25 protein-coding genes and 1 pseudogene are annotated in these 23,542 nt (G+C 46.4%); 2 read left to right on the top strand and 24 right to left on the bottom strand.

What is annotated here, in order from left to right:
- Positions 1-144 precede the first annotated feature (144 nt).
- Positions 145-558, bottom strand: a complete 414-nt coding sequence (locus JAO78_RS13335; RefSeq protein WP_226751854.1) for an MAPEG family protein — start codon at positions 556-558, stop codon at positions 145-147.
- Between the two features lie 217 nt (positions 559-775).
- Here JAO78_RS13335 and JAO78_RS13330 point away from each other — a divergent pair, with 217 nt between their 5' ends.
- Positions 776-2,842: a site-specific recombinase gene (locus tag JAO78_RS13330; protein WP_226751853.1), complete on the top strand. Its 2,067-nt coding sequence runs from the start codon at positions 776-778 to the stop codon at positions 2,840-2,842.
- 135 nt (positions 2,843-2,977) lie between these two features.
- Positions 2,978-3,574, top strand: coding sequence for a thymidine kinase (locus tag JAO78_RS13325; protein ID WP_226751852.1), 597 nt, complete (start codon positions 2,978-2,980; stop codon positions 3,572-3,574).
- A 28-nt stretch (positions 3,575-3,602) separates the two neighbouring features.
- On the opposite strand, the gene JAO78_RS13320 is transcribed toward JAO78_RS13325, so the two are convergent.
- The 23 genes and pseudogenes from JAO78_RS13320 to fliL form a co-directional block, all read right to left on the bottom strand.
- Complete coding sequence (locus JAO78_RS13320) at positions 3,603-3,908, bottom strand: EscU/YscU/HrcU family type III secretion system export apparatus switch protein (RefSeq protein ID WP_226751851.1); 306 nt, start codon at positions 3,906-3,908, stop codon at positions 3,603-3,605.
- A gap of 17 nt (positions 3,909-3,925) precedes the next feature.
- On the bottom strand, positions 3,926-4,363 hold the full coding sequence (locus JAO78_RS13315) for a DUF2802 domain-containing protein (protein ID WP_226751850.1): 438 nt from the start codon (positions 4,361-4,363) through the stop codon (positions 3,926-3,928).
- Positions 4,363-4,857, bottom strand: a complete 495-nt coding sequence (locus JAO78_RS13310) for a chemotaxis protein CheW (protein WP_226751849.1) — start codon at positions 4,855-4,857, stop codon at positions 4,363-4,365. Before JAO78_RS13310 ends, JAO78_RS13315 begins: the two co-directional genes overlap by 1 nt.
- Positions 4,850-5,662: a chemotaxis protein CheW gene (locus JAO78_RS13305; RefSeq protein WP_226751848.1), complete on the bottom strand. Its 813-nt coding sequence runs from the start codon at positions 5,660-5,662 to the stop codon at positions 4,850-4,852. The genes JAO78_RS13310 and JAO78_RS13305 overlap by 8 nt, the downstream gene beginning before the upstream one ends.
- A 1-nt stretch (position 5,663) precedes the next feature.
- Positions 5,664-6,440: a ParA family protein gene (locus JAO78_RS13300; protein ID WP_226751847.1), complete on the bottom strand. Its 777-nt coding sequence runs from the start codon at positions 6,438-6,440 to the stop codon at positions 5,664-5,666.
- Entirely contained in the window at positions 6,440-7,405 is a 966-nt protein-coding gene (locus JAO78_RS13295) for an OmpA family protein (protein WP_226751846.1), read from the bottom strand. The genes JAO78_RS13300 and JAO78_RS13295 overlap by 1 nt, the downstream gene beginning before the upstream one ends.
- 3 nt (positions 7,406-7,408) lie before the next feature.
- Complete coding sequence (locus tag JAO78_RS13290; RefSeq protein ID WP_226751845.1) at positions 7,409-8,152, bottom strand: flagellar motor protein; 744 nt, start codon at positions 8,150-8,152, stop codon at positions 7,409-7,411.
- Positions 8,145-9,305, bottom strand: a complete 1,161-nt coding sequence (locus tag JAO78_RS13285) for a protein-glutamate methylesterase/protein-glutamine glutaminase (protein ID WP_226751844.1) — start codon at positions 9,303-9,305, stop codon at positions 8,145-8,147. The genes JAO78_RS13290 and JAO78_RS13285 overlap by 8 nt, the downstream gene beginning before the upstream one ends.
- 11 nt (positions 9,306-9,316) lie before the next feature.
- Positions 9,317-11,470: a chemotaxis protein CheA gene (locus tag JAO78_RS13280; RefSeq protein ID WP_226751843.1), complete on the bottom strand. Its 2,154-nt coding sequence runs from the start codon at positions 11,468-11,470 to the stop codon at positions 9,317-9,319.
- A gap of 15 nt (positions 11,471-11,485) precedes the next feature.
- Positions 11,486-12,238, bottom strand: coding sequence for a protein phosphatase CheZ (locus tag JAO78_RS13275; protein WP_226751842.1), 753 nt, complete (start codon positions 12,236-12,238; stop codon positions 11,486-11,488).
- A 26-nt stretch (positions 12,239-12,264) separates the two neighbouring features.
- Positions 12,265-12,648 carry a chemotaxis response regulator CheY gene (gene cheY, locus JAO78_RS13270; protein WP_226751841.1) on the bottom strand — a complete coding sequence of 128 codons (384 nt, stop codon included), beginning with the start codon at positions 12,646-12,648 and terminating at the stop codon, positions 12,265-12,267.
- 42 nt (positions 12,649-12,690) lie between these two features.
- The gene (locus tag JAO78_RS13265; protein ID WP_439647514.1) at positions 12,691-13,410 is read right to left on the bottom strand and encodes an RNA polymerase sigma factor FliA; all 720 of its coding nucleotides are present in this window, start codon (positions 13,408-13,410) and stop codon (positions 12,691-12,693) included.
- Positions 13,411-13,418: 8 nt separating this feature from the next.
- Entirely contained in the window at positions 13,419-14,285 is an 867-nt protein-coding gene (locus JAO78_RS13260; RefSeq protein WP_226751840.1) for a MinD/ParA family protein, read from the bottom strand.
- Complete coding sequence (gene flhF, locus JAO78_RS13255) at positions 14,278-15,702, bottom strand: flagellar biosynthesis GTPase FlhF (RefSeq protein ID WP_226751839.1); 1,425 nt, start codon at positions 15,700-15,702, stop codon at positions 14,278-14,280. Before flhF ends, JAO78_RS13260 begins: the two co-directional genes overlap by 8 nt.
- 9 nt (positions 15,703-15,711) lie before the next feature.
- A complete protein-coding gene (gene flhA / locus JAO78_RS13250) occupies positions 15,712-17,820 on the bottom strand; it encodes a flagellar biosynthesis protein FlhA (protein ID WP_226751838.1) in 2,109 nt (702 codons plus the stop codon).
- A gap of 138 nt (positions 17,821-17,958) precedes the next feature.
- Positions 17,959-19,089: a flagellar biosynthesis protein FlhB gene (gene flhB, locus JAO78_RS13245; RefSeq protein WP_226751837.1), complete on the bottom strand. Its 1,131-nt coding sequence runs from the start codon at positions 19,087-19,089 to the stop codon at positions 17,959-17,961.
- Positions 19,090-19,098: 9 nt separating this feature from the next.
- A complete protein-coding gene (gene fliR / locus JAO78_RS13240) occupies positions 19,099-19,872 on the bottom strand; it encodes a flagellar biosynthetic protein FliR (protein WP_226751836.1) in 774 nt (257 codons plus the stop codon).
- Positions 19,872-20,141, bottom strand: a complete 270-nt coding sequence (gene fliQ, locus JAO78_RS13235; RefSeq protein ID WP_226751835.1) for a flagellar biosynthesis protein FliQ — start codon at positions 20,139-20,141, stop codon at positions 19,872-19,874. The genes fliR and fliQ overlap by 1 nt, the downstream gene beginning before the upstream one ends.
- Positions 20,138-20,884, bottom strand: coding sequence for a flagellar type III secretion system pore protein FliP (fliP, locus tag JAO78_RS13230; RefSeq protein WP_226751834.1), 747 nt, complete (start codon positions 20,882-20,884; stop codon positions 20,138-20,140). The genes fliQ and fliP overlap by 4 nt, the downstream gene beginning before the upstream one ends.
- An 8-nt stretch (positions 20,885-20,892) precedes the next feature.
- Positions 20,893-21,498, bottom strand: coding sequence for a flagellar biosynthetic protein FliO (fliO, locus tag JAO78_RS13225; protein ID WP_226751833.1), 606 nt, complete (start codon positions 21,496-21,498; stop codon positions 20,893-20,895).
- Positions 21,498-21,878 (bottom strand): flagellar motor switch protein FliN, encoded by a 381-nt coding sequence (gene fliN / locus JAO78_RS13220; RefSeq protein WP_226751832.1) that lies wholly within the window; start codon positions 21,876-21,878, stop codon positions 21,498-21,500. Before fliN ends, fliO begins: the two co-directional genes overlap by 1 nt.
- 5 nt (positions 21,879-21,883) lie before the next feature.
- Positions 21,884-22,972 (bottom strand): annotated as a pseudogene (gene fliM / locus JAO78_RS13215) (flagellar motor switch protein FliM).
- 12 nt (positions 22,973-22,984) lie between these two features.
- A complete protein-coding gene (gene fliL / locus JAO78_RS13210; RefSeq protein WP_226751831.1) occupies positions 22,985-23,503 on the bottom strand; it encodes a flagellar basal body-associated protein FliL in 519 nt (172 codons plus the stop codon).
- Positions 23,504-23,542 lie beyond the last annotated feature (39 nt).

The raw sequence follows: 23,542 nt of genomic DNA, 5'->3' as shown, positions 1-23,542 counted from the left end.
TGGTTAATCATAGCAGCTAAACCCCAGTGTACTCTAGGGTTAGTTCTGCGTTACCTGCTATTTTTGTTTTGGTTGGTTAAGGCACTAACCCTTTATTTTCAGGCCTAAGTACAAGCCGGTGTATTTTATTAACAAATGCACAAACTATAATGCCAATAGCAGCAAACGGCCCCAAATCACCCACAGCACCACACAACCTAAGACAAATAACCGAAAACGTGGACGCAAGGTATTGCTACCAATATGCACCACGGTATGTGCGATACGTAGCAGCACAAAGGCCGTACCGAGCAACAAAAAGGTCAAATCGGCCAAACCAAACTGCAATATAAATAACACACTAAATAGATACAGCATGGGCATCTGAAATTGATTATCGAAATTACGGCCGGTCGCTATGACTTGTTGATCCGCGCCACGTAAATCCATGGTTTGAAAAGCGGCCATGTTAATTTGTTTGTTACGAGCCGCTTTGAAACGTCGCCGCCCCATCAGCACCATGACCACGCTTGTTAGCACGACTTGCGCAAAAACGGTCAATAATAACCACTTTTCCATCTTTTATTTCCTTAAATCAACGATATTGTTGTTGGGTAGTATGCCTGTTTTAAGGTAAAACAACCAATAAAGGTCTAAAGGCTAATGTAAATTTAAACTACGCAAGCTAGATGACACTGCGGTATCATAAGGGCGCACTGGCAAATGCTGTGGCTATGCAGAGCAAACAGCTGATGAAAACGACGCAGTATAGGCTTGTATAGGGTATGAGGTGTTAATGGATAAATTAAATGCGCTGATGCTCGTTCGCGCTTTAGCCGCTGAAAAAGAAGGATTACCCCTGCTAAAACACTTAGTGGGCTGGGTAAACGAGTCACGCTTTAGCTTTGAGCGCAAAAAACGCGCTAAAAAATTATTAGAAACACTGCAACAAAATCTCGCTGAAAGTGAAATGATTGCCAACAACTTGTTCAGTTGGCTGTGCAGTGTGCATATCTATCCGGCATTAGTCAGCCTTGGCGTTTTTTCGCGTCGCGGTTTTTTTCGCGAATTATCTAGCCGCCTCTATGAAAAAGTGAACCCAGCACCGCGGGATCTGAGCGAATTAAAAGATGTGCTGGCCGAAGTCTTTAAAAAAATTGTTATTGATGATGAAGAGCATGTTGATGGCCCAGGCTTGTTTACCGAGTTCAGCAGCTTTTTTCTAAGCGTAGTCAGCAAAGAAAAACTAACGGCATTTGAAGAGCACATGCATGAAGATGCCCTGTGTGCACTGGAAATGCTCAGTGTCTGGATCGCTGCAGAAGAGATGGAGCCGGATCTGATGCGATTAGATAAGCGGCTCAACAACATTGATTCTGCATTTATTGCGCTGCATCGTGAACTAAATATGTTAGTGGGCCATTATCGGCAAAAACAACCGGATGTCGAATTACCGCTCTACGACTGTGCACATTACATCGTGATGGTTGAGCAATGCTATGAGCAAATAGACCGCTTAAGACGCCGTGCGGCAGCAGCAGGCAGTACGGTGGCCGTGTCTCATCTGTTAGAACGCTTAGAGCAAACGCTAAGCCGGATAGAACAATTAGTGATATTGATCACCGGTCAGGATCGCGCCGAGCTGCACCGGCATACTTTAGAGTTAACCGAGCAGTTACTGTATACCAGCCGCGAGAAAAAAAGCGTCCGTGCGCTATGGCGCAGCAGTACTCAGCTGTTATCGAAAAGCATTAGCGTGAACAAAAGCAGCCATGGTGAACATTACATCACCCGCGATAAAAGCCAATTTTTTGGTTTAGTGGCCTCAGCCGCAGGTGCAGGCGTGATTATTGCCATGATGGCACTGATTAAAATTCATATCCAAGCGCTAGGGTTATCTCCCTTTTCTACCGCTGCGCTGGCCAGTTTAAATTATGGCTTAGGTTTTGTGCTCATTCATATGTTAGGCCTGACTGTCGCCACCAAGCAGCCAGCCATGACTGCGGCCAGTTTTGCCGCTGAAGTTGAAAAAGGTGAAAACGGCCGGGCAGCCCATAAAAAACTGGCCACCTTACTGATTGACGTAAATCGGTCGCAGTGGGCTGCAGTATGGGGTAACGTAAGTATTGCCGTGATAACCGCTTCAATTATTGCCTTGAGCTTTTGGTATTGGCAAGATCGCCCCATTTTAGATGCTGCGGCGGTGTCTTATCAGTTAGATGCCATCTCGCCTTGGCATGGCTCACTGTTTTTTGCGGCTATTGCAGGGGTTTGGTTATTCTGCTCGGGCATTATTGCCGGTTTTTTTGAAAACCGCGCCAATTACCTTGAATTAAATTTACGGCTATACCAACACCCTTTACTGAAACGGCTCCTACCGCAGCGCGCGCGTAAAGCTTTTGCCGAATATTGGCATGAAAACTATGGCGCCTTGGCCGGTAATTTCTTTTTTGGTGTGTTATTGGGCATGACCAGCTACTTAGGCTACTTGCTTGATTTACCGTTGGATATTCGGCATGTCGCTTTTGCTTCAGCCAATTTAGGCTACAGCACAGTCGATGGCGATTTGGGCCTCTTCGGCTTTTTGTTTTATCTAGTGATGGTGTTATTAATTGGTTTTGTTAATTTGTGGGTGAGCTTTACTCTCGCCCTAACCGTGGCACTGCGCGCACGGGGCACGCAAATTGGTAAGTTTTCGTTGTTACTGAAAAGTGTGTTCGAACAAATAAAACAAAATCCGTTAAATTTATTCTTTCCAAAAGTGCAACCCGCTAAACCAACACAAAACAATAAAAAAGCAGATGACAGCGCCGTTAAGCGCGCTGAAAAACCGCAAGAAAGGGTTAAAACTGCGGATAATTAACACCATATCAACGCCCTGCTGCCGGTTAATTTAAACCGCAGCAGGCAGTTAAATCCTGCTAGGCTTGAAGCGCAGCTAGCTGATTTTCTATAGTAAGTTTCTATACTGCGCCGTCAGCATTTTTAGGGTACCGTAATGGCTCAATTGTATTTTTATTATTCGGCAATGAATGCCGGTAAATCCACTTCTTTACTGCAAAGTGCCTATAACTATCAAGAACGCGGCATGACAGTGGCCATTTTCACCGCCGCTTTAGATAATCGTTTTGGTTTAGGTAAAGTCAGTTCGCGCATTGGTTTGGCCATGGATGCGCACATTTTTGATCACCAATTCGACTTTTTCACTACACTGCAACAACAAAAAGCCGCAGGTCGTTTAGATTGTGTGTTGATTGATGAAGCACAGTTTTTATCAAAAACACAGGTGCGGCAGCTGACAGACGTAGTAGATGAGCTAAATGTGCCGGTGTTGGCCTTTGGCTTACGTACAGATTTTTTGGGTGAAACCTTTGCTGGAAGCCAGGCACTTTTAGCTTGGGCGGACAAATTGATTGAATTAAAAACTATTTGTCATTGTGGTCGTAAAGCGAATTTTGTGGTGCGGTTAGATGAACATGGCCAGGCAGCGACAGCGGGCTCGCAAGTACAAATTGGCGGTAATGAAAGTTATGTTTCGATGTGTCGTCAGCACTTTAAAGCGCTAGTATGGCAAAAGCCAGAAACGGCTGAATAGCCCTTTGGCTACAACAAGAACATGCGGGTTAGGCTTTTAGGTCAATACGCTGATGAATGTTATGCCAGTTTTCAGGAAACTTGCCTTGCAGTACATAGGAGAAAGCAATTAACTCGGCGATAATCAGATACAAGGCCTTAGGGATCTGATCGCCTAATTGTAATTGGCTTAACAGCCGAGATAACTCGGCATCTTCATGTATCAATACACCGTGCTCACGCGCTAGGGCAATAATATCTGCTGCTAACTGGCCATGCCCTTTTGCAATAATAATGGGCGCGCCGGCGCCGTCATATTTTAGCGCGGTAGCGCTTTGCTCTGGCTGATCACTCATAGCGACCTCTGCTTGGCTTAACCTTGTTTTTGTTGATGCAAATTGACCAACAATTCAGCTTCAGCGCGTGGCAATTCACATTCACGGATAATTTCTTCGAGATCCGCGCCCAGCTCCACCATCTTCATGGCTCGGCTATAAATTTTACTCTCTGGATCGCTTAGCGCAATCACTTGATGCTGTTCGTGTAGCTCAGCTAATTGGTTTTTTAAGCGCTGTTGCGACTCTTGTAAATTGAGTACACGCTGGCCAACACCAATCACGCCTGAGCGCAGCTCTTCTAGCTCAGCCTGCGCTGTGGCCGCGTGTTGCTGGCTGCTCTCAAGCTGAGCACTTAGTAGACTGACTTTACGCTCAACTTGTGCCAAACGCTTACTCAGCCATAAGGCCAGAAACAGCACACTGACTATGCCTAGGCCTAACAACGGCCAGACTAACCAAACGGGTATGTTCATCAAAGGCTGTTAATCTCGTCCCATTCTTCATCATTTAGCATTTTATTTAAGTCAACCAAAATGAGTAACTCACCATCGCGGTTAGACACACCTTGAATAAAACGCGCACTTTCATCGGTACCGACATTTGGTGCACTATCCACCTCAGACTGTTTTAAGTAAACCACTTCGGCGACACTGTCGACCAAAATACCAATTACTTGCTTTTCTGCCTCGATAATCACCACACGAGTATTATCGGTGACTTCGGCTGGAGGTAAACCAAATCGAGCCCGCGTATCAATAACGGTAACAACGTTTCCGCGTAAATTAATGATGCCCAGTACATAATCTGGTGAGCCAGGTACAGGTGCGATCTCACTGTAACGCAGCACCTCTTGTACCTGCATCACATTGATGCCGTAAGTTTCTTCCTGCAAACGGAAGGTTACCCATTGCAACACTTCGTCGACAACCTGTTTTTTATCTGCCGATTGGGAAACTTTATTACTCATCTACAGCTCCTCGTGCTCTATTTCTGCGGGCGTTGATATCGAGGCCTTGGTTTAACAAGGCGATTAGCTCGTCAACTTCAAGTAAGACACACATATGTTCTTTGATCAATCCGGCGATCCACGGGCGCTTGCCTTGGTGTTCACGCCACTTCACTTCTTCAGGTTCTAAGGTCATGGTATCAATCAGGCTTTCGCAACAAAGCCCCCAATTACTTGACCCTAACATAATGAGATAATTATAGTTTAACTCTTGTTCCAGAGTTTCGTTATATTTTTCTGGCATGACCCAGCGCGCGGTGTCGACCACATTGATTTTTTGTTCACGATACAACATCACGCCGCGAAACCAATTCGGCTTGCCAAATAAACTGGTAATGGTTCTAAGCTCATGAATACCACCAAGTTCAGTCAATGGCACTGCAATTTTTAAACCGGCCACATTAAAAAATAATACTTGAAACCGTTCTTTTCGATACGCTTTCGCCGTTGTATCGGAGGCAGCAGCAACGGTATTAGCCGCTAAACGCTGTGCTATGGGGATCGCTCTGTTACTGGCAACCTCAGTGTGCTGCACGGCCAGTTTGGCCGGTGCTAAAACGGGTTCAACCGGCGTTTTTACAATAACCGCGGCGGCTGGGGCAGCCACGGGCTTCGCAGTAACAGCTTGCGCTAATAATGTGTTTAATTCAGCACGTTGTTTTTCCGCAACAGCGCTGACGGCGACCTCAGCGCGATCATCGTCTTCGGTTAGTAAAGAATCTAAATAGCCTTGAATCACTTTTTGACTGGCAATTAACTGGCTCATATTAAGCCTCCGGCGTTAATTGCAGCAAATAAGTCAGCAACGTATTGTAAGCAAATACACCACGAGCATTGCTGGCAAACATATGCGGGGGCGTTTGTGCTAACGACGCATCGCGAAACTTCGTATCAATAGGCACCACAGAAGACCACACCTGATCCTGATACGTCTCTTTTAACGCTTTATAAGCTTCTAGCGAGGCTCGAGTACGTTTGTCGTACATAGTGGCAATTATAGTATAAGATAAAGCTTGTTTAGAGCCGCGCATTAACGCCATGGTCGCAATCATACGCTCTAAACCTTTCAGTGCCAAAAACTCGGTTTGTACCGGTATTAACACGCGCTGACATGCCGCCAGCGCATTGACCATTAAAACCCCCATCACCGGGGGGCAATCAATCAATACATAGTCGTAATCGGCGTCAATTAACTGTAAGGCTTTTTTCAGTAATAAGCCCATCCCCCCTTTATTGCCCATGGCGCGATCGAGAGTCGCTAACGACATGGATGCGGGCAGAATATCTAAACCTTCAGCCTGAGTCGGGCAGAGCGATTGTAATATTTCTTCACGGGTAATCTGTTTACCGCGCATAAAAATATCAAACACACTCACTTCTAGCTCTTCGGCATCAATACCAAAATAATAGGTTAAAGAAGCATGGGGATCGGTATCGACTAACAGCACACGATGACCGCGCTCGGCCAACAAGCCACCAAGCGTCACTGTGGTGGTGGTTTTACCTACTCCACCTTTTTGATTTGCGACTGTCCAAATAACCACTATTTAGGATCCTGTCCTTGCGGCACGGCGTCAGGGTTTTCCTGACGCGTTGTAATACGTATCCCGCCCCCAGGTAAAGCAATAACTTGAATAGAACCATCTTCTTGAGTGACTTGACGCAGTTGCTGCTCTAAGGCGGCATCTGCTTCTGGGCTTAGCTGCTCGGGCCGATAACCATAACGAGAAATGGCAATCACCACTTTACGATTTTCAGCCCGACCGCTGGCGGTACTGTTATCGGCACTGGGATAATACTGACCGAAGCCTTCAATTGCCATACGATGCGATGGCGTACCAGACTCTTCTAATAAGCGTAGCACTGAAGTGGCACGTGCAACGGATAATTCCCAATTAGATGAAAACACTTCATTACGGATAGGAATATTATCAGTATAGCCTCTGACTCTTAAAAAGTTATTGATTGGATTAATGATTTTGCCAATTTCTTTTAACAAAGTACGGGCTGACTCTGTTGCAGTGGCGCTGCCTGACGCAAATAATAACCCGCTGTTTAGTTCGATCACCAACCAATCTTCATCTTGCCTAAGTTTAGCGACTCCTTGTTCAATTAAATTACTTAGCGCCTGTGTCAACTCTTGCTCTATGGATTGTAAGGCGCTGCCTAAAAAGCGTTGTCTGACATCAGATAAGGTCGCTGAGTCGGCAACCAGTTCCGGCCCTTGCGCCGGTTCAAGGGAAGTGCCGTACAATGGAAAATCACTTTGTTTATTGCTTAACGGTAATAAGGTTTCACCGGTGGCGGCGGTTTGGTCTTTGACCGTTTTATCAAACACTTTGGTAATAGAATCGGTGAGTACACTAAACTCTTCATTTTTGACTAAAGATAACGCATAAAGCACAACAAATAAGGCAAACATTAAAGTCATGTAGTCAGCATAGGACACCAGCCAACGATCAAGATCTTCGCGTTCAGTTTGTTGCTGAGAACCTCGATGTCGATACATACATTAACCTGGTCGATAGGCGGCAAGTTTCCGCTCAATAGTCCGCGGATTTTGCCCTTGGGCAATAGACACTAAGCCTTCAATAATCAACTCGTGATAAAGACTTTGTTGCTGAACTAAGTTTTTTAATTTGTTCCCTAAAGGAATAAATACAAGGTTCGCGAAACCAACGCCATAAATGGTGGCTACAAAAGCAGTGGCGATGCCCAAACCGAGCCTATCAGGATCACTGATATGACTCATTGCTTGAATAAGCCCCAATACCGCGCCAATAATACCGATAGTCGGGCTGTAACCACCCATCGCTTCAAAAATACGCGCGCCACGCAGTAAACGTTCGCGAGTCAAACTTAATTCAGCATCTAAGGTGCTTTGTAAGGTGTCGGCTTCTGCACCATCAACTAACAAGTTTAAACCACGATGTAAAAACGGATCGGATTCTTCTAGTGCTGCCGATTCCAATGACAAAAAGCCATTAGCACGCGCTGAATTTCCCCACTCAACAATCCGGTTCATGGTTTGTTGTACAGGTAGCGCCCGGGGTAAAAAAGCCCATGGCAGCATAGATAAGCCCAAGCGAAATTGTTGAAATGGGGTTTGCAACATTACTGCCCCCAGCGTGCCACCAAATACAATAATAAACGCCGGTAAATGCATTAAGGTACTGAGGGTACCGCCTTCTAAAACAAAGCCGCCAGCAACCGCTACTACCGCCAGTATAAAGCCAATAAACGCCAACTTATCCATGCTTTAGTTCCGTCAATATTCTTGCAGCCACATCAGCTAAAGGCACTTCCGCATCCATTAATCCTGCTGCTGCAATCGCTTGCGGCATCCCATAGACAACACAACTGGCTTCATCTTGCGCCCAAATGGTTGCGCCCTGCTGTTTCAGCATACGTGCACCTTCGCGACCATCAGACCCCATACCGGTTAATACAATCGCCAGCACTTTTTGCTGAAACACCCTTGCGGCAGTAGCAAAGGTGACATCCACACTGGGTTTAAAATTAATTCGCGGGGAATCATCATCTTTGATTTTTAAACGCGCTTGGCTTTCATTGCCATCCACCAACATTTGTTTGCCGCCGGGCGCTAAATAAGCCACACCTGGGCGCAACAGTTCATTGTCTTCGGCTTCTTTAATTTCAATTTCTGCCAACGAGTTTAATCGCTGCGCAAAAGCGCCGGTAAAAGCCGCAGGCATATGCTGAATTAGGATAATCGGTAACGGGAAGTTAGCGGGTAACGCCGTTAAAATACGTTGTAAAGCAACGGGACCACCGGTAGAGGTACCAATGGCAACCAGTTTGTATTCTTTACCACTGCTTTGGGCCACGGCAGAGCTGCGTGGGGTTAATGTAGGCCGTGGCATGGCACTGCGAGCCGCGAGGCTGCGACTGGCATCAGCTAATGGCCGCGTTGTTACATCGGCGGTGCGCGTCGTTGGCATAGCAGTTTTTGCTAACGGAGAGTGTGCGAATGTACTGCGACCTAGGGGGCGACGTCTTGCAACCGCTTTAACGCGATCGCGTAACACATCGATAGCTTCTTGCTTATCGCGGGCAATATCTTCAAATTTTTTCGGTAAGAAATCGACAGCCCCTGCTTCTAGCGCGTCTAAGGTCGCTTTCGCGCCTTCATGTGTTAGCGAAGAAAACATTAAAATAGGGATACGCTGAGTTTTCAGTATTTCGCGAACCGCAGAGATACCGTCTAATACGGGCATCTCGATATCCATGGTGATCACATCCGGTTTTAACGCTAATGCTTTCGCTATGGCTTCCTGCCCATTATTGGCAGTATCAATCACCTCTAACTCGGCATCAGCCGATAACATTTCGGTTAATCGGCGGCGGAAAAAACTTGAGTCATCAACGATTAATACCCTAATAGTCATGCAATACTCACTTAACCACGTAGCGTTTTAAAGCGCTCGAATTTTATTTTTGACTTTTTAGCATAATGCTTAAGCAGGTTTGGCACGTCTAAAATCAAGGCGATACCACCATCAGAAGTTATGGTAGCACCAGCCATGCCAGGTGTACCTTGTAATAAAGCATCAAGCGCTTTGATCACCACTTCTTCTTGGCCAATCAGTTGATCAACCACAAAACCTACCTGCTGCTGGCCGATTTGCACGATCACAACATGACCTTGTTCGCGGCGCAGCTTTTTATCAGAGCCTTTGACCAACCAATGTTCGAGGTAAAACAAGGGTATGGCTCTGTTGCGCACCACGATGGTTAACTGGCCATCAACAATATTCGTTTTTGCTAGATCTAGATGAAAGATTTCATTGACACCGGCTAAAGGTAAAGCGAAGGTTTGTTTACCTACCACCACCATTAAGGTTGGCAAAATAGCTAAGGTTAACGGCACCTTGATTTCTAGCGTAGTGCCTTCACCCAATTTCGAACTAATATGCACGGTACCGTTCAGTTGAGTGATCTTGGTTTTCACCACATCCATGCCGACACCGCGACCAGATATATCTGAAATCTGCTCTTTAGTTGAAAAGCCGGGTGCAAAAATCAAATTAAAGGCATCGGTATCCGACATTCTGGCGGCCGCATCGGTATCAATAACACCGCGTTTAATGGCTATACCTTTGAGTTTTTCTGGATCCATACCGGCACCATCATCTTGAATGGTCAACAGAATATGGTCCCCAGCTTGGGTAGCCGCTAATTTCACAATACCGGTCCGTGCCTTACCTGCAGCTGCACGGACATCAGGCATTTCAATCCCGTGGTCAACCGAGTTGCGCACCAAATGCACTAACGGATCGGCTAAGGCTTCCACCAAGTTTTTATCTAAATCGGTTTCTTCACCTTCAAGGATTAGATCGATATCTTTTTTCAAAGAGCGTGCTAAATCACGCACCACACGAGGGAAACGACCAAACACCTTCTTAATGGGCTGCATGCGCGTTTTCATCACCGCACCTTGAATATCCGCAGTGACCACGTCAAGGTTGGCAATCGCCTTAGTCATTTCTTCGTTTTGCGTTGAGCTGGATAAGCTTACCAAACGATTGCGCACCAACACTAATTCACCAACCATATTCATGATTTGATCTAGGCGTTTAGTATCGACTCGTACCGTTGTTTCAGCGGCAGCGGCAGCTGCAGCCGGCGGTGCGCCTTTATCCGCTGGCGTTGCCACAACTGGTGCAGCCGTTGCGGCAGGCGTTTGCGGTGTTGTTACCGGTGCAGGTGGAACTGGACGCTCCGTAGCTTTAGCCGCCGGGGGTGTCACTGGCGCTTTGCCTTTGCCATGCAATTGATCTAATAAGGCTTCAAACTCGTCGTCAGTAATTTCGTCATCTTTTGGCGCAGCAGCTTTTGGCTTGACGGGTTCAGCTTCTGCAGGAGCTTTAGCTGGAGTGTCGGTGTTAAAACTGCCTTTACCATGTAACTGGTCTAACAGGTTTTCAAATTCGTCATCGGTAATGTCATCAGACATATCAGCGCCAAGATCAGCACTCGTTTTCGCAGTAGGCGCACTATCACGACCAGGGGCACCGCTGCCATGCAGCTCATCAAGCATACGCTCGAATTCTGCTTCAGAAATACTGTCGATATCACCCGCATCTTCAATTTCTGCAGCCGCTTGAGCCGTTGCGGCTGGCGGCGCTGACACTACTGGCGCTTCAGCGACCGGATCTGCAGCGGCAGGTTCACTGTAGTGATGCAGTGCCGCTAATAAATCAGCCGCCGCTGGCGTTAACGGTTGCCGACCTTTGACTTCGGTAAACATACTGTTGACCGAATCGAGCGCTTGCAAGATCACGTCCATCAATTCTGGCGTTACCGAGCGTTTGCCTGTTCGTAAAATATCAAATACGTTTTCCGCGCCATGGCAGACATCAACTAATTCGGTTAGCGATAAAAACCCCGCCCCGCCCTTCACCGTGTGAAAACCACGGAAAATCGCATTAAGTAGCGGCGCGTCATCTGGGTTATTTTCTAACTCAACTAACTGTTCTTGCAGCAACTCCAAAATTTCACCGGCTTCTACCAGAAAATCCTGAAGAATATCCTCGTCCATATCAAAGCTCATCTGCAGACACCTCAGTTAAAACCCTAAGCTAGACAGTAAGTCGTCGACATCGTCCTGACCATTTACTACATCTGCACGCTCAGCGGCATCAATAATCGGACCTTCGGCAGCAACCAACGTTTTAGTTTTACTTTTTGCGGGTTGTTGTTCCAGAAATTGCGAACTGGATTTACCAAAAGCAGTAACAAGACCGATAAGGCTTTCTTCGACTTCTCGTACTAGTTCAATCACACGGCGAAGAATTTGCCCAGTAAGATCTTGAAAATCTTGCGCCATCAAAACGTCAGTTAACAAGCTGTTTAGACGTAATGATTCGCTCGAGGTTTTTTGTAAAAAACCATCAATATTATGACAAAGCGCTTTAAATTCAGCTAAGGGCAAATCGCGCTGCATCAACTTTTGCCATTGCGGCATTAATTGCCCAAGTTGTTTAGTGATCTCATCGGCAATCGGTAAACAAGATTCTACGGCATCCATGGTACGGTTAGCGGCTTGCTCTGTCATATCAATAACATGGTTTAAGCGCTTTTTCGCATCAGGAATATCTTCTTGCAATATATTGCTAAGAGCTGGATCAAATCGAAAGTTTTTTAAGGAATCGTGCAGTTGTCGGGTAATTTTACCGACCTCAGCAAATAGCTCAGATGAGCCAGGCGTACCTAGCTGTTGCACCAGTTGATTAGCAACTTCTTGCTCACCAATCTCCAGTAGCTGAACGAGTTCTTTTGCTTGTTCAAGCGTAATTAATGGGACCTTAGTCACAGGCATGGCTTTACTCCTTGGCAAGAAACGGTTTAACCGATCCGCTCAAATACTTTCGCCAGCTTTTCCTGTAAGGTTGCAGCAGTAAAAGGTTTGACGATGTAACCATTAACGCCAGCTTGAGCTGCCGCGATGATTTGTTCTTTTTTAGCTTCAGCCGTTACCATCATCACCGGAATGTGCTTCAGCTTAGCATCGGCTCGAATTGCTCTTAGCAAATCGATACCTTGCATACCCGGCATATTCCAATCTGTGACCACGAAGTCAAAATCTCCGCCTTGTAACATAGGTAAAGCCGTGCTGCCATCATCTGCTTCTGAAATATTTGTAAAGCCTAGATCGCGCAACAGATTTTTGATGATGCGTCTCATAGTAGAAAAGTCATCTACCACAAGGATTTTCATATTTTTATTCAAAGTCCCCTCCGAAGAGAAAGTCATCCAGATAATATGGATGCATTACAACCAAGCCTGCATTCGGCCTTTTAAACGCACCAATGCCTGACTATGAATCTGACTGATACGAGACTCGCTAACATCCAGCACCGCCCCGATCTCTTTTAAGTTTAGTTCTTCATTATAATAAAGCGACAGCACTAACGCTTCTCGCTCTGGTAAACTGCTGATGGTTTTGGCAAGTGCATCGTTAAAGGCGCTGTTAGCTTGATGCTGATATAACTGATCGGTATCGCTATCATCAGCAGTGACCAACACGTCTTCAGAAATACCAAGGTCTTCAATACCAATAATTCGACCCGAGCTAACATCACTAAGCATATGATGATATTCATCTAATGAGATAGCAAGTTTTTCTGCGACTTCATAATCTTTTACGTCACGGCCCAACTCAGCTTCTAGCTCGGCGATGGTGTCGGCAATTAAACGGGAATTACGATGCACTGAACGCGGCGTCCAATCGCCGCGACGAATTTCGTCTAGCATGGCGCCGCGAATACGAATGCCTGCAAAGGTTTCAAAACTCGCGCCTTTGCTACCATCGAAATTTTTCGCAGCTTCAATTAAACCGATCATCCCAGATTGAATTAAGTCATCGACTTGCACACTGGCCGGCAAACGGGCCAATAAGTGATAGGCAATACGTTTGACCAGCGGAGCTTGTCGCTCCACTAACTGTTGCATGTGGTCTACGCCACCATAAGCGGCAAGCTTACTGTTCACAGAACCCCCTAATCAGACTGTGGCTGTACTAACTGCTCCAGAAAAAACTCCAGATGCCCAGATGCACTGCCTGGCAACGGCCATTTCACGGCTTTAAGCGCTAAGGTTTTAATTGCCATACTCGCCGGTGTTGTTGGGAAGGCTTCAATAAAAGCTTTCTGTTTGCGCGCAGCTTTGCGCACGTTTTCATCCTGTGGCACGGTGGCCACTAATTCTAAACTGACATCAAGAAATCGATCAGTGACACGAGTCAGTTTAGCAAATAATTCTTGGCCTTCTTTTAGGCTGCGCACCATATTCGCTACAATTTTAAATTTATCGACGCCATGGTCGCGACTTAAAATCTTCATTAAAGCATAAGCATCGGTAATGGAAGAGGGTTCATCACATACGACCATTAAGACATCTTGCGAGGCACGAGAGAAACTAAGCACCATATCGGAGATACCCGCGGCGGTATCAACTAGTAACACATCAATAGGTGTGTGTAATTCACTGAAGGCACGAATTAAACTAGCATGTTCTACCGGAGAAAGCTCCGTCATATTTTGACTACCGGAGGTGGCAGGCACAATTTTAATACCGTAAGGCCCCTCTACTAAAATATCGTCTAAAGTAGCCGATCCAGCAAGGACATGGGATAAATTTTTATCGACGCGCAAACCCAACATCACGTCGCAATTGGCTAAACCGAGATCGGCATCAAGTACTAAAACCTTTTTCCCCAGCTGGGCCAGCGCCATAGCCAGATTCAATGTAACGTTGGTTTTACCCACGCCACCTTTACCGCCGGTTATGGAAATCACTTTTACCATCTGTTTCTTCATTTTTCTAAGGCCACTGGCTTGATCATCGGCTAATACATCTTTAGGCATAGGCAACTGCTACCTGCGTTGTGTCGTCTTGATACCATTGATGGCGGTTATCACTGTGTTGTTGACGTAACTGCTCCGCTTCTTTTACTAAATCGGCCGCGTCAGCAATCCGAATATCTTCTGGCACACGTTGGCCATGTGTTAGGTAACTGACCGGCAAGGCATTTTGTAATGCCACATTGATCACTTCACCTAAACTTAAACATTCATCCAATTTGGTGAAAATACAACCTGATAAGCCAATGCGTTTAAATTGTTGCACACTTTCTTGCATCACGCGCGCCTGAGCTGTGGCTGACAATACCAGATAACTTTTTATTTTAACACGAGAATTATGGACCAATGACGCAAGTTTCTCGGCTAAACGCACATCGCGTTGACTCATGCCGGCAGTATCAATTAAGACCAGTTTACGCTGTTGTAGCTGATTCAACAATATCGCCAGCTCTTCGCTATCTTTCGCCTGTTTAACTGGGCAACCGATAATGCGGCCAAATGTCGCCAGTTGTTCAAAAGCACCAATCCGAAAACAATCTGTGGTAATTAAAGCCACTTGATCAACACCGTGTCGTTTGGCAAAACCCGCGGCAAGTTTGGCTACGGTGGTGGTTTTACCTACACCTGTTGGGCCGACTAAGGCAATAACCCCGCCTCGACGCAAAATATCATCATTTGTGGTATTTAACTGCCCTGTGAGTAATTCTAGCGCAGTATTCCATGCAGCAGCGGCATTTAAATCATCGGGCATGAAACAGGCTAACTGATCAGCGATTTGCTCAGACAAGCCCATTTGTTGCAAATTTTCAATCACAAGTGCCCGCACGGGCTCGCGCCGAGCTAAATCTTGCCACATTAAACCCGAGACTTGATGCTGCAGTAATTGTCGCATCGACAGCATCTCAGTTTGCATTTGTGCGAACTGTTGCTGCATTAATTGTGCTTGAGCTTGCTGGGCTTGACTAATTTCTTGCCATTGTGCTGACTGAGCTTGAGTATTGCCAGAATTTTGACGTTCAAATTGTGGGGCTTTTTGTAACGCGGGCTCAGCAACCTTTTGCTTGGTTAGTGCCGCTGCGGGGGCTTGCGGCTCCCGACCTTGTTGCTTAATCATTTGTCTGGCGAGTAAGGCGCGTAATGAATCTGCTGGATCCGCTTCTGGCTCGTCATCAACACTGACACTAAAGCGAGGCTCGGCGCGTGCACTGGCACTTGCTACCGTTTCTGCAGTATTAGAAGCCTGTAATGGCGTGGCTTGGCGAGGTGTTGCTGCTGGGGCTTCTGCATCAATCGCCGCAACAATTTCAACACCACCAGCGACTTTTTTATTAGATAAAATAATTGCATCGGCGCCGAGGAACTCTTTGACTTCTGCCAGGGCGCTGCGCATATCTTTGGCAACAAAGCGTTTAATTTTCATGAGTTACTCCTAATTCTGCTGACCGATTACACTAACGATTCGAATTTGTTTGTCATCGGGGATCTCTTGATATGACAACACTCGTAGTCCTGGGATAGTGTATTTCACGAATCGTGCCATGACTGAGCGTAAAATTCCTGACGTCAGCATAATGGCACTTTCACCGGTCAACTCTTGGTTTTGATGCGCTTCTTGTAATGACTGCTGAATGCGATCGGCTAACCCGGGTTCAATACCTGCGCCATCGTTACCCGCAGCCTGCATGGATTGATGCAACATTTGTTCAAGCTCAGGCGCAAAAGTAATCACCGGGATCTCAGGTTTACTGCCCACCACCTCTTGCACAATAAGCCGACGTAAAGAAATACGACAAGCCGCAGTTAACACATCAACATCCTGACTTTTCGCGCCATATTCCACCAAAGTTTGTACAATTGTGCGCATATCACGAATTGGCACACCCTCGTGTAATAAGTTTTGCAGCACTTTTACTACGGTTGTCAGTGGCAGTGTTTCAGGGACTAAGCCTTCCACTAGCTTAGGTGAGTGCTTGGCCAGCATATCTAACAAATTCTGTACTTCTTCATGGCCTAATAAACTGGCGGCATGATTCGTTAAAATTTGGCTAAGATGCGTGGCAACAACGGTGGCCGCATCGACCACGGTATAACCTAGTGTTTGAGCATGTTCACGCTGATCTTTACTAATCCACACCGCATCCAAGCCAAATGCCGGATCTTTGGTGGCAATACCTTTTACCGTACCAAACACTTGGCCAGGGTTAATGGCTAACTCATTATCGTGGCGTAATTCCCCCTCACCATTTGTTACGCCCATCAGGGCCACCCGGTAGCTGTTCGGCTCTAAATCAAGGTTGTCGCGAATATGGACTGGCGGTACCAAAAAGCCCAACTCTTGTGATAACTTTTTACGTACGCCTTTAATCCGATTTAACAACTCGCCGCCCTGGGCTTTATCCACAAGCGGGATCAAACGATAACCCACTTCTAAACCAATGGTATCAACGCCATGCACATCGTCCCAACCGATCTCTTTCACAGTTTGTGATTCAGGCTTAGGTTGGCCAGCCGTAGCTGCGCGCGGTTGCAAGGCTGTCGCTTTTTCGCTGGCCAGTTTTTTGATATACCAAGCTACGCCGCCCAATAACGCTGCTAAGGATAAGAATGAAAAGTGTGGCATGCCGGGCACAATACCCATTAACGTCATCACGCCAGCGGCGACAAACAACACATGGGTGTTATCACCCAACTGACTAGTCATTTGCTTGCCCAGATCGCCTTCTTTGTTTTGGCGGGTGACGATAATGGCAGTACCAATCGATAACAATAAACCCGGGATCTGCGCAACCAAGCCATCACCTATGGTTAGTAAAGTATAAATTTCCATCGCATCGCCAAAACTCAGATCGTGCTGCATCATGCCGATAAACAAGCCACCAATCAGGTTGATCACCAAAATAACGATACCGGCGATAGCATCGCCTTTTACGAATTTACTGGCACCGTCCATCGAGCCATAAAAGTCGGCTTCGTTAGTCACATCTTCGCGGCGTGCCTTGGCCTCTTCTTGGGTAATTAAACCAGCATTTAAATCGGCATCAATGGCCATTTGCTTACCAGGCATCGCATCTAAGGTAAAACGTGCAGACACTTCGGCGATACGACCGGCACCTTTGGTCACCACCACAAAGTTGATAATAATTAAGATCAGGAAAACCACGATACCCACGGCATAGTTACCGCCGATCACGACCGAGCCGAAGGCTTCAATGACTTTACCGGCCGCATCGCCGCCGTTATGCCCTTCCAACAACACGACACGGGTACTGGCTACGTTAAGCGCTAAACGTAAAATGGTCGCAATTAAAATCACGCTGGGAAAAATACCGAAATCTAACGGCCGTTTGGTATAGATGGTGACCAGCAACACCACCAGCGCCAGCGCGATATTAAAAGAGAATAAGACATCCAGCATAAAAGGTGGCAGCGGTAATACCACCATAGCCAATGCCGCCAAAATTAAGACTGGCGTGCCGACACCCTTAAGGTGTTGAAGTTGGGATCGATCAAATTTACTGTAAAGCTGGCTCAACTGCATGGATAACCTGACAATTTAATGACGGAACAACAGGCTAAAGCAATAAACGTTCCAGTATCAGGTGAGGTTATTGAAAAGCAGCTAAATGAGCGATAAAACCGTGCCGACACTTTATCGGCACGCGGCGCTCATTCGTGGTTAGTGTTTAAATTCATCAGGGATGGGTAGCTCTTTCGCGAGATTTTTCGGCCGACTGCCCTTGCCTTTACGATACAGGCGTAATTGGAAAACATAAGCGAGCACTTGCGCCACGGCCGCGAATAATTGTTCGGGGATCGGATGATCAAGTTTAGTCGTGTAATAAATCGAACGGGCTAGCGCCGGTGATTCAATCACCGGGATTTTATGGCCATTGGCAATTTTTCGAATATGCATGGCGATATCATCGACGCCCTTGGCCACCACCACCGGTGCGCGGAACTTGCCTTGATCATACTTTAACGCCACCGCATAATGCGTTGGGTTGGTGACGATAACATCCGCAGTGGGGACTTGCTGCATCATCCGTTTCATCGACATCTGCATTTGCGTGCGACGTATCCGCGCCTTGATCTCTGGGCTACCCTCCGAGTTTTTATGCTCGTCTTTAATTTCTTGTAGCGACATTTTTAACTGCCGCACATGATTCCACTTTTGATAAGGGGCATCGACGATAGCAATTAACGAGGTACTGGCACAAAGCCCTAAAAACAACCATCCTAAGAAATATAACGCTGATTCAATATTATTTGGTTCGCTCATCAAAGACAGCGCCATAATATCCATAAAGAACAGCTTTAAGAGAAAAAAGGCCACACCCACCACTACTGCCACTTTTAAAAAGCTTTTACCCAGCTCTACCAAGGCCTGTAAGCCGAACATGCGTTTTAAGCCCTTCAATGGGTCCATTTTACTGGCTTTGGGGCCTGCAGCTTGCCAACTCAGGTTAAAGCCTCCTAACAAGGTATTACCTAAAAACGCGGCAATAAGGATGAGAGAAAATATGCCGATTAAAGGCATAATGAGTTCGCCACCCGCATCGCCCCAGGCAGTGAACATGGAATTCGTTTCAAAAATATCTTTTTCATCCAACCGTAACATGCGCTGACCAATGGTGAGCACTGCCATGGCTAGCATCTTGCCAAACACCAATAATGCTGCGGCGCTGCCAATGAGTACAAAAGCCGTGCCAAGGTCTTTTGAGCGGGCTATCTGGCCCTTTTCTGCTGCGTCTTGCAGCTTCTTGGGCGTGGGCTGTTCGGTTTTTTCTGCGCCGGAATCTTCTGCCATGTCAGCCTCCTAGCAACTGATCAGCCGACAGCTGTAATCAATTACATGCTGCCACTGTTTATCGTAATGGAATAAAAAGGTATCGAGTGTTAACCATAAAATCAGCAAGCCTGACAGCATGGTTACAGGGAAACCAATCGAGAAGATATTCAGCTGCGGTGCAGCTCGAGTCATGATACCAAACGATAAATTGACCATCAGCATAGCGACAATCGGTGCCAAGGCAATTGCTAGCGAAGTGGCAAACATCCAACCGCCAAACTCAATAATGGTCCAGTAGTGCGTTACATCCCACCATTGACCGTTAATCGGCAGAGTATCGAAGCTAAACACTAGCATCTGGATCATAATCAAATGACCATCGAAAACAAAAAACAACAAGGTGGCTAAAATCAGATAAAACTGACCGATAGCAGGAACCGTCATGCCGCTCGCCGGATCGGCCATTGATGCGAAGGCTAAACCGGTTTGCGCTGCCAGTAATTGCCCTGCCAACACAAAGGTATTAATAAACATCAACGAAATAAAACCAAGGGCAAAGCCAATGGTAATTTGCAACAGCACTTCTAAAACCATGGCAAAAGAAATCAACTCTGGGTAAACCGTTTTTGGCAACATTGGCATCATCACTAGCGTGATCATCACCACTAAACCGGTTTTGATCCGCGTAGGGATAGTGCGCACGCCCAAGCCAGCCATAATCATCAACATACCGGTCACTCGACACAGCGGCAGCAGAAAATCAGCAATAGCCTGTAACAGCGTTGCCATCAAAATTTCCATTAGCCAACTACCGTTGGAATGCTTTGATATAAGTCGACGGTATATTCCATGATCACCCGAACCAACCAATGCCCGCCGAACATCAGCGCTAATAAAGTGACAATTAAACGCGGTAAAAAGCTTAACGTTTGTTCGTTAATCGAGGTCGCCGCTTGAAAGATTGCCACAATTAAACCGACAAACAATGACGGCAAAATAATGGCGCTTACCAGTAAGATCACGATAAATAATGAATCACGCAACACATCAACAAAGATCTCTGGACTCATGTGCCGACTCCATAACTGGTGGCCAAGGTGCCCATCACTAAAATCCAGCCATCGACCAGCACAAACATCATTAACTTAAAAGGTAAGGAAATAATCATGGGTGACAACATCATCATACCCATGGCCATCAAGACGCTGGCTACCACAAGGTCGATAATCAAGAACGGGATAAACAACATAAAGCCTATTTGAAACGCCGTTTTTAATTCGCTGGTGACAAAAGCCGGGATAACAATAGTCATCGGATAATCTTGCGGCTGCACAGCCACATCTAAGCCCGCAATCTGCGCAAAGGTATCCAAGTCTTTAACCCGCGTTTGATGCAGCATAAAGGCTTTTAAAGGCACAATGGCCGCATCAAGTGCCTGCATCGGATCCAGGGTTTCAGCAAGGTAAGGTTGGATGGCTTGCTCATTGATGTTTTTAAACACCGGCGCCATGATAAAAAACGTTAAAAACAGCGTGATGCCAATAAGTACTTGGTTAGATGGAGTTTGCTGTAAACCGATAGCTTGGCGCAGGATGGCCAGCACCACGATGATCCGAGTAAAACTGGTCATCATGATCACCATTGCCGGCACAAAACTGAGCGCGGTCATGATGGCCAGTACTTGCAGCGTGACACTGTAAGATTGTGAACCATCAGAATTGGTCGTCACAGTCAGTGCCGATAAACTGCCATTATCGGCCAACAGATCAGGACTTAGCAGAGCTAACAACAACAGAAACAACAATCGCAACATAGAAAAATCTATTTTTTCAGGAATGATTGCAACTGTGTATGAAAGTCTGATGCCAACTTTTCTTCGGGAAGCGGATTTTCTAATTCAAAGAGCAAATTAATGTTATGTGGCGTAACGCCAATAACACGTTGTTTGCCTTGCATTTCAATAACTAAGATACGTTCACGCTGCCCTAATGGCAGAGATGAAATGACTTTAATATGTTTAGTACCTGGCAGGCGTAACGACAGTTTTTTAAACAACCACCCCAAACCAATCACTAAAACAACCACCAGCGCCAGAGAAATGACGATTTTCATCAAGGTCATCGAGCTGGGTGTTGCTGCACTATTATTCTCGGCCGCTTTCAGCCGAGCTGTACGATCGCTTGCTGTGTTACTGTCAGCCGCTGTCTCTGCTAACGGCGTGCTGGTGTCTTTTACTAAGGGGTTAGGCTCGTCCGTGACTACTTCAGCGGGTAACGGCTCAGCCAGCTCTGGCTTATTGACCGCAGGCTCAACCGTGGCCGCAGCGCGCTGCTGCGGTGAGTCTGTTGCAGGCGGCGCAGTAGCTAATGCCTGCAGAGGCAGCCACAGGCAACAGGTTAAGGCGAAAAGTAAGCTACTATTGCGCATTAACGTAACTTCTTAATCCGCTCAATTTGGCTAATCACATCCGTTAATCGGATACCAAATTTGTCGTTAACCACCACCACTTCACCATGCGCAATCAGGGTACCATTGACTAATACATCTAAAGGCTCACCGGCGATCCGTTCGAGCTCCACCACCGAACCTTGGTTCAGTTGCAGCAAATTACGAATACTGATTTTAGCGCGGCCTACTTCCATCGAAATAGTCACGGGAATATCTAAAATAGTATCGAGCTTACGCTTATCTAGCGAATTGCCCTTATCGTCTTTTAATTCTTCAAGATCGACCTTTTTTGCATCACCACCTTCAGCCTCAGCCATCGCTGCTGCCCATTCGTCCATTGTGTCTTGATCTTCAGCCATCGTTGTTACCTTCTTTCCCGCTCACCGATATATAAATCGGCCTCTAATTCTGAAATATCTGCATCATTGTCCAAGCGACGGCCACCTTTGGTGAACACTTGTAGCTCAGACTTAACCGATTCAGGTCGCTTAATCTTCTCGGAAATCTTCAAGGCGACATTATCGCGAGAACGCCCCAACTTCGCACGATACGTCGGTAAATCTTCTACCAGCACGGTAATATGCTCTGGCATTTCGACCGGAATAATATCGCCCGCTTTTAATTCCATGATTTGCCGCAGCGTTAAGTCAACTTCCAGCATTTTGGTGCTGAGATCGACTTTGACATCCATAATTTCATCACGCAAGGCTCTAGACCAGCGTAAATCGGTGTCTTCTTTATCGCTTTACACACCGGCATCTAACAACTCACGTATCGGTTCTAGCATCGAATAAGGCAGAGCAACGTGGAAATCACCGCCGCCGCCATCTAATTCAATATGAAATGAGCTGACCACCACGACCTCAGTGGGGCTGACGATATTCGCCATGGCGGGGTTCACTTCCGAGTCCAGATATTCAAACGACACATCCATTACTGGCGCCCAGGCTTCTTTATAATCTTCGAAAATGAGTTTTAATAACATCTGAATGATACGACGCTCGGTAGGCGTAAATTCACGCCCTTCAATTTTGGCATGATAGCGGCCATCACCACCAAAGAAGTTATCTACCAAGATAAATACTAGCCTTGCTTCCATGGTAATCAGGCCCGTACCTTTTAAAGGACGGAAACGCACCATGTTTAAACTGGTTGGCACAAATAGTGTGTGCACATATTCGCCGAATTTAATCATTTGCACGCCGTTAATCGACACTTCGGCAGTGCGGCGCATCATATTAAACAAGCTAATGCGCATGTGCCGAGCAAAACGCTCGTTTACCATCTCAAGCGTAGGCATCCGACCACGGACGATACGATCCTGCGAAGAGAAGTCGAATTGAATAGATTGACGCCCTTCTGTGGCTTCAATCCCTTCGATATCTTCTTCTTCTACGTCATCGACACCATGTAATAGCGCATCAATTTCATCTTGGGACAATAAATCGGACACGGTTGCTCACTCTTATTGCATAACAAAACCGGTAAATAGCACTTCGGCTATTACCACAGAACCCACCACATCCAGCATGGCGTTTTGTAAATCAATTAACGCTTTATTTTTTAATTCTTCTTTGCCTGTAGCTGAAATCAATTCGTCAGCATTAGCAGCACTAAAGGTGGCTAATAAGGCGCTTTCAATTAACGGAATATTCTTGAGCGCCAGCGCTTGGTTTGCTTCGCCTCGCACCATTAATTGCACCCGGATTTGCACTAAGCGATCTCGCGATAAACCGGCTACATTAAATACAAATGGCCGCGGCAATTGCACATAAAGCGCCGTGCCCTGCACCACCGATGTACCGTCGGCAGCAGTTCCACCACCTTCTTCAGTCACTTCAGTACTGGCAGCGGGTGTATCTGAACCCATAAAGAAAAAATAACCGCCACCGGCACCCGCTAATACCACCACGAGCGCAATCAGCATCATAAGCTTTTTCTTTTTGGCTCCCTGATCAACAATCTCTAACTCATTATCTGCCATTCTGTATGGCTCCCTTTGCCGTCAAAAAACTGACTAAAT

It is taken from the genome of Alishewanella maricola (assembly GCF_016343785.1).
GTDB classification, from domain to species: domain Bacteria; phylum Pseudomonadota; class Gammaproteobacteria; order Enterobacterales; family Alteromonadaceae; genus Alishewanella; species Alishewanella maricola.
Note: the sequence above shows the minus strand (reverse complement) of the source record. Positions and strands in the feature narration are given on the sequence as shown.

Coding starts and splice junctions, on each gene's coding strand:
- JAO78_RS13335 (WP_226751854.1), bottom strand. CDS start 558: ATGGAAAAGTGGTTATTATTGACCGTTTTTGCGCAAGTCGTGCTAACA.
- JAO78_RS13330 (WP_226751853.1), top strand. CDS start 776: ATGGATAAATTAAATGCGCTGATGCTCGTTCGCGCTTTAGCCGCTGAA.
- JAO78_RS13325 (WP_226751852.1), top strand. CDS start 2,978: ATGGCTCAATTGTATTTTTATTATTCGGCAATGAATGCCGGTAAATCC.
- JAO78_RS13320 (WP_226751851.1), bottom strand. CDS start 3,908: ATGAGTGATCAGCCAGAGCAAAGCGCTACCGCGCTAAAATATGACGGC.
- JAO78_RS13315 (WP_226751850.1), bottom strand. CDS start 4,363: ATGAACATACCCGTTTGGTTAGTCTGGCCGTTGTTAGGCCTAGGCATA.
- JAO78_RS13310 (WP_226751849.1), bottom strand. CDS start 4,857: ATGAGTAATAAAGTTTCCCAATCGGCAGATAAAAAACAGGTTGTCGAC.
- JAO78_RS13305 (WP_226751848.1), bottom strand. CDS start 5,662: ATGAGCCAGTTAATTGCCAGTCAAAAAGTGATTCAAGGCTATTTAGAT.
- JAO78_RS13295 (WP_226751846.1), bottom strand. CDS start 7,405: ATGTATCGACATCGAGGTTCTCAGCAACAAACTGAACGCGAAGATCTT.
- JAO78_RS13290 (WP_226751845.1), bottom strand. CDS start 8,152: ATGGATAAGTTGGCGTTTATTGGCTTTATACTGGCGGTAGTAGCGGTT.
- JAO78_RS13285 (WP_226751844.1), bottom strand. CDS start 9,305: ATGACTATTAGGGTATTAATCGTTGATGACTCAAGTTTTTTCCGCCGC.
- JAO78_RS13280 (WP_226751843.1), bottom strand. CDS start 11,470: ATGAGCTTTGATATGGACGAGGATATTCTTCAGGATTTTCTGGTAGAA.
- JAO78_RS13275 (WP_226751842.1), bottom strand. CDS start 12,238: ATGCCTGTGACTAAGGTCCCATTAATTACGCTTGAACAAGCAAAAGAA.
- JAO78_RS13260 (WP_226751840.1), bottom strand. CDS start 14,285: ATGCCTAAAGATGTATTAGCCGATGATCAAGCCAGTGGCCTTAGAAAA.
- flhF (WP_226751839.1), bottom strand. CDS start 15,702: ATGAAAATTAAACGCTTTGTTGCCAAAGATATGCGCAGCGCCCTGGCA.
- flhA (WP_226751838.1), bottom strand. CDS start 17,820: ATGCAGTTGAGCCAGCTTTACAGTAAATTTGATCGATCCCAACTTCAA.
- flhB (WP_226751837.1), bottom strand. CDS start 19,089: ATGGCAGAAGATTCCGGCGCAGAAAAAACCGAACAGCCCACGCCCAAG.
- fliR (WP_226751836.1), bottom strand. CDS start 19,872: ATGGAAATTTTGATGGCAACGCTGTTACAGGCTATTGCTGATTTTCTG.
- fliQ (WP_226751835.1), bottom strand. CDS start 20,141: ATGAGTCCAGAGATCTTTGTTGATGTGTTGCGTGATTCATTATTTATC.
- fliP (WP_226751834.1), bottom strand. CDS start 20,884: ATGTTGCGATTGTTGTTTCTGTTGTTGTTAGCTCTGCTAAGTCCTGAT.
- fliO (WP_226751833.1), bottom strand. CDS start 21,498: ATGCGCAATAGTAGCTTACTTTTCGCCTTAACCTGTTGCCTGTGGCTG.
- fliN (WP_226751832.1), bottom strand. CDS start 21,878: ATGGCTGAAGATCAAGACACAATGGACGAATGGGCAGCAGCGATGGCT.
- fliL (WP_226751831.1), bottom strand. CDS start 23,503: ATGGCAGATAATGAGTTAGAGATTGTTGATCAGGGAGCCAAAAAGAAA.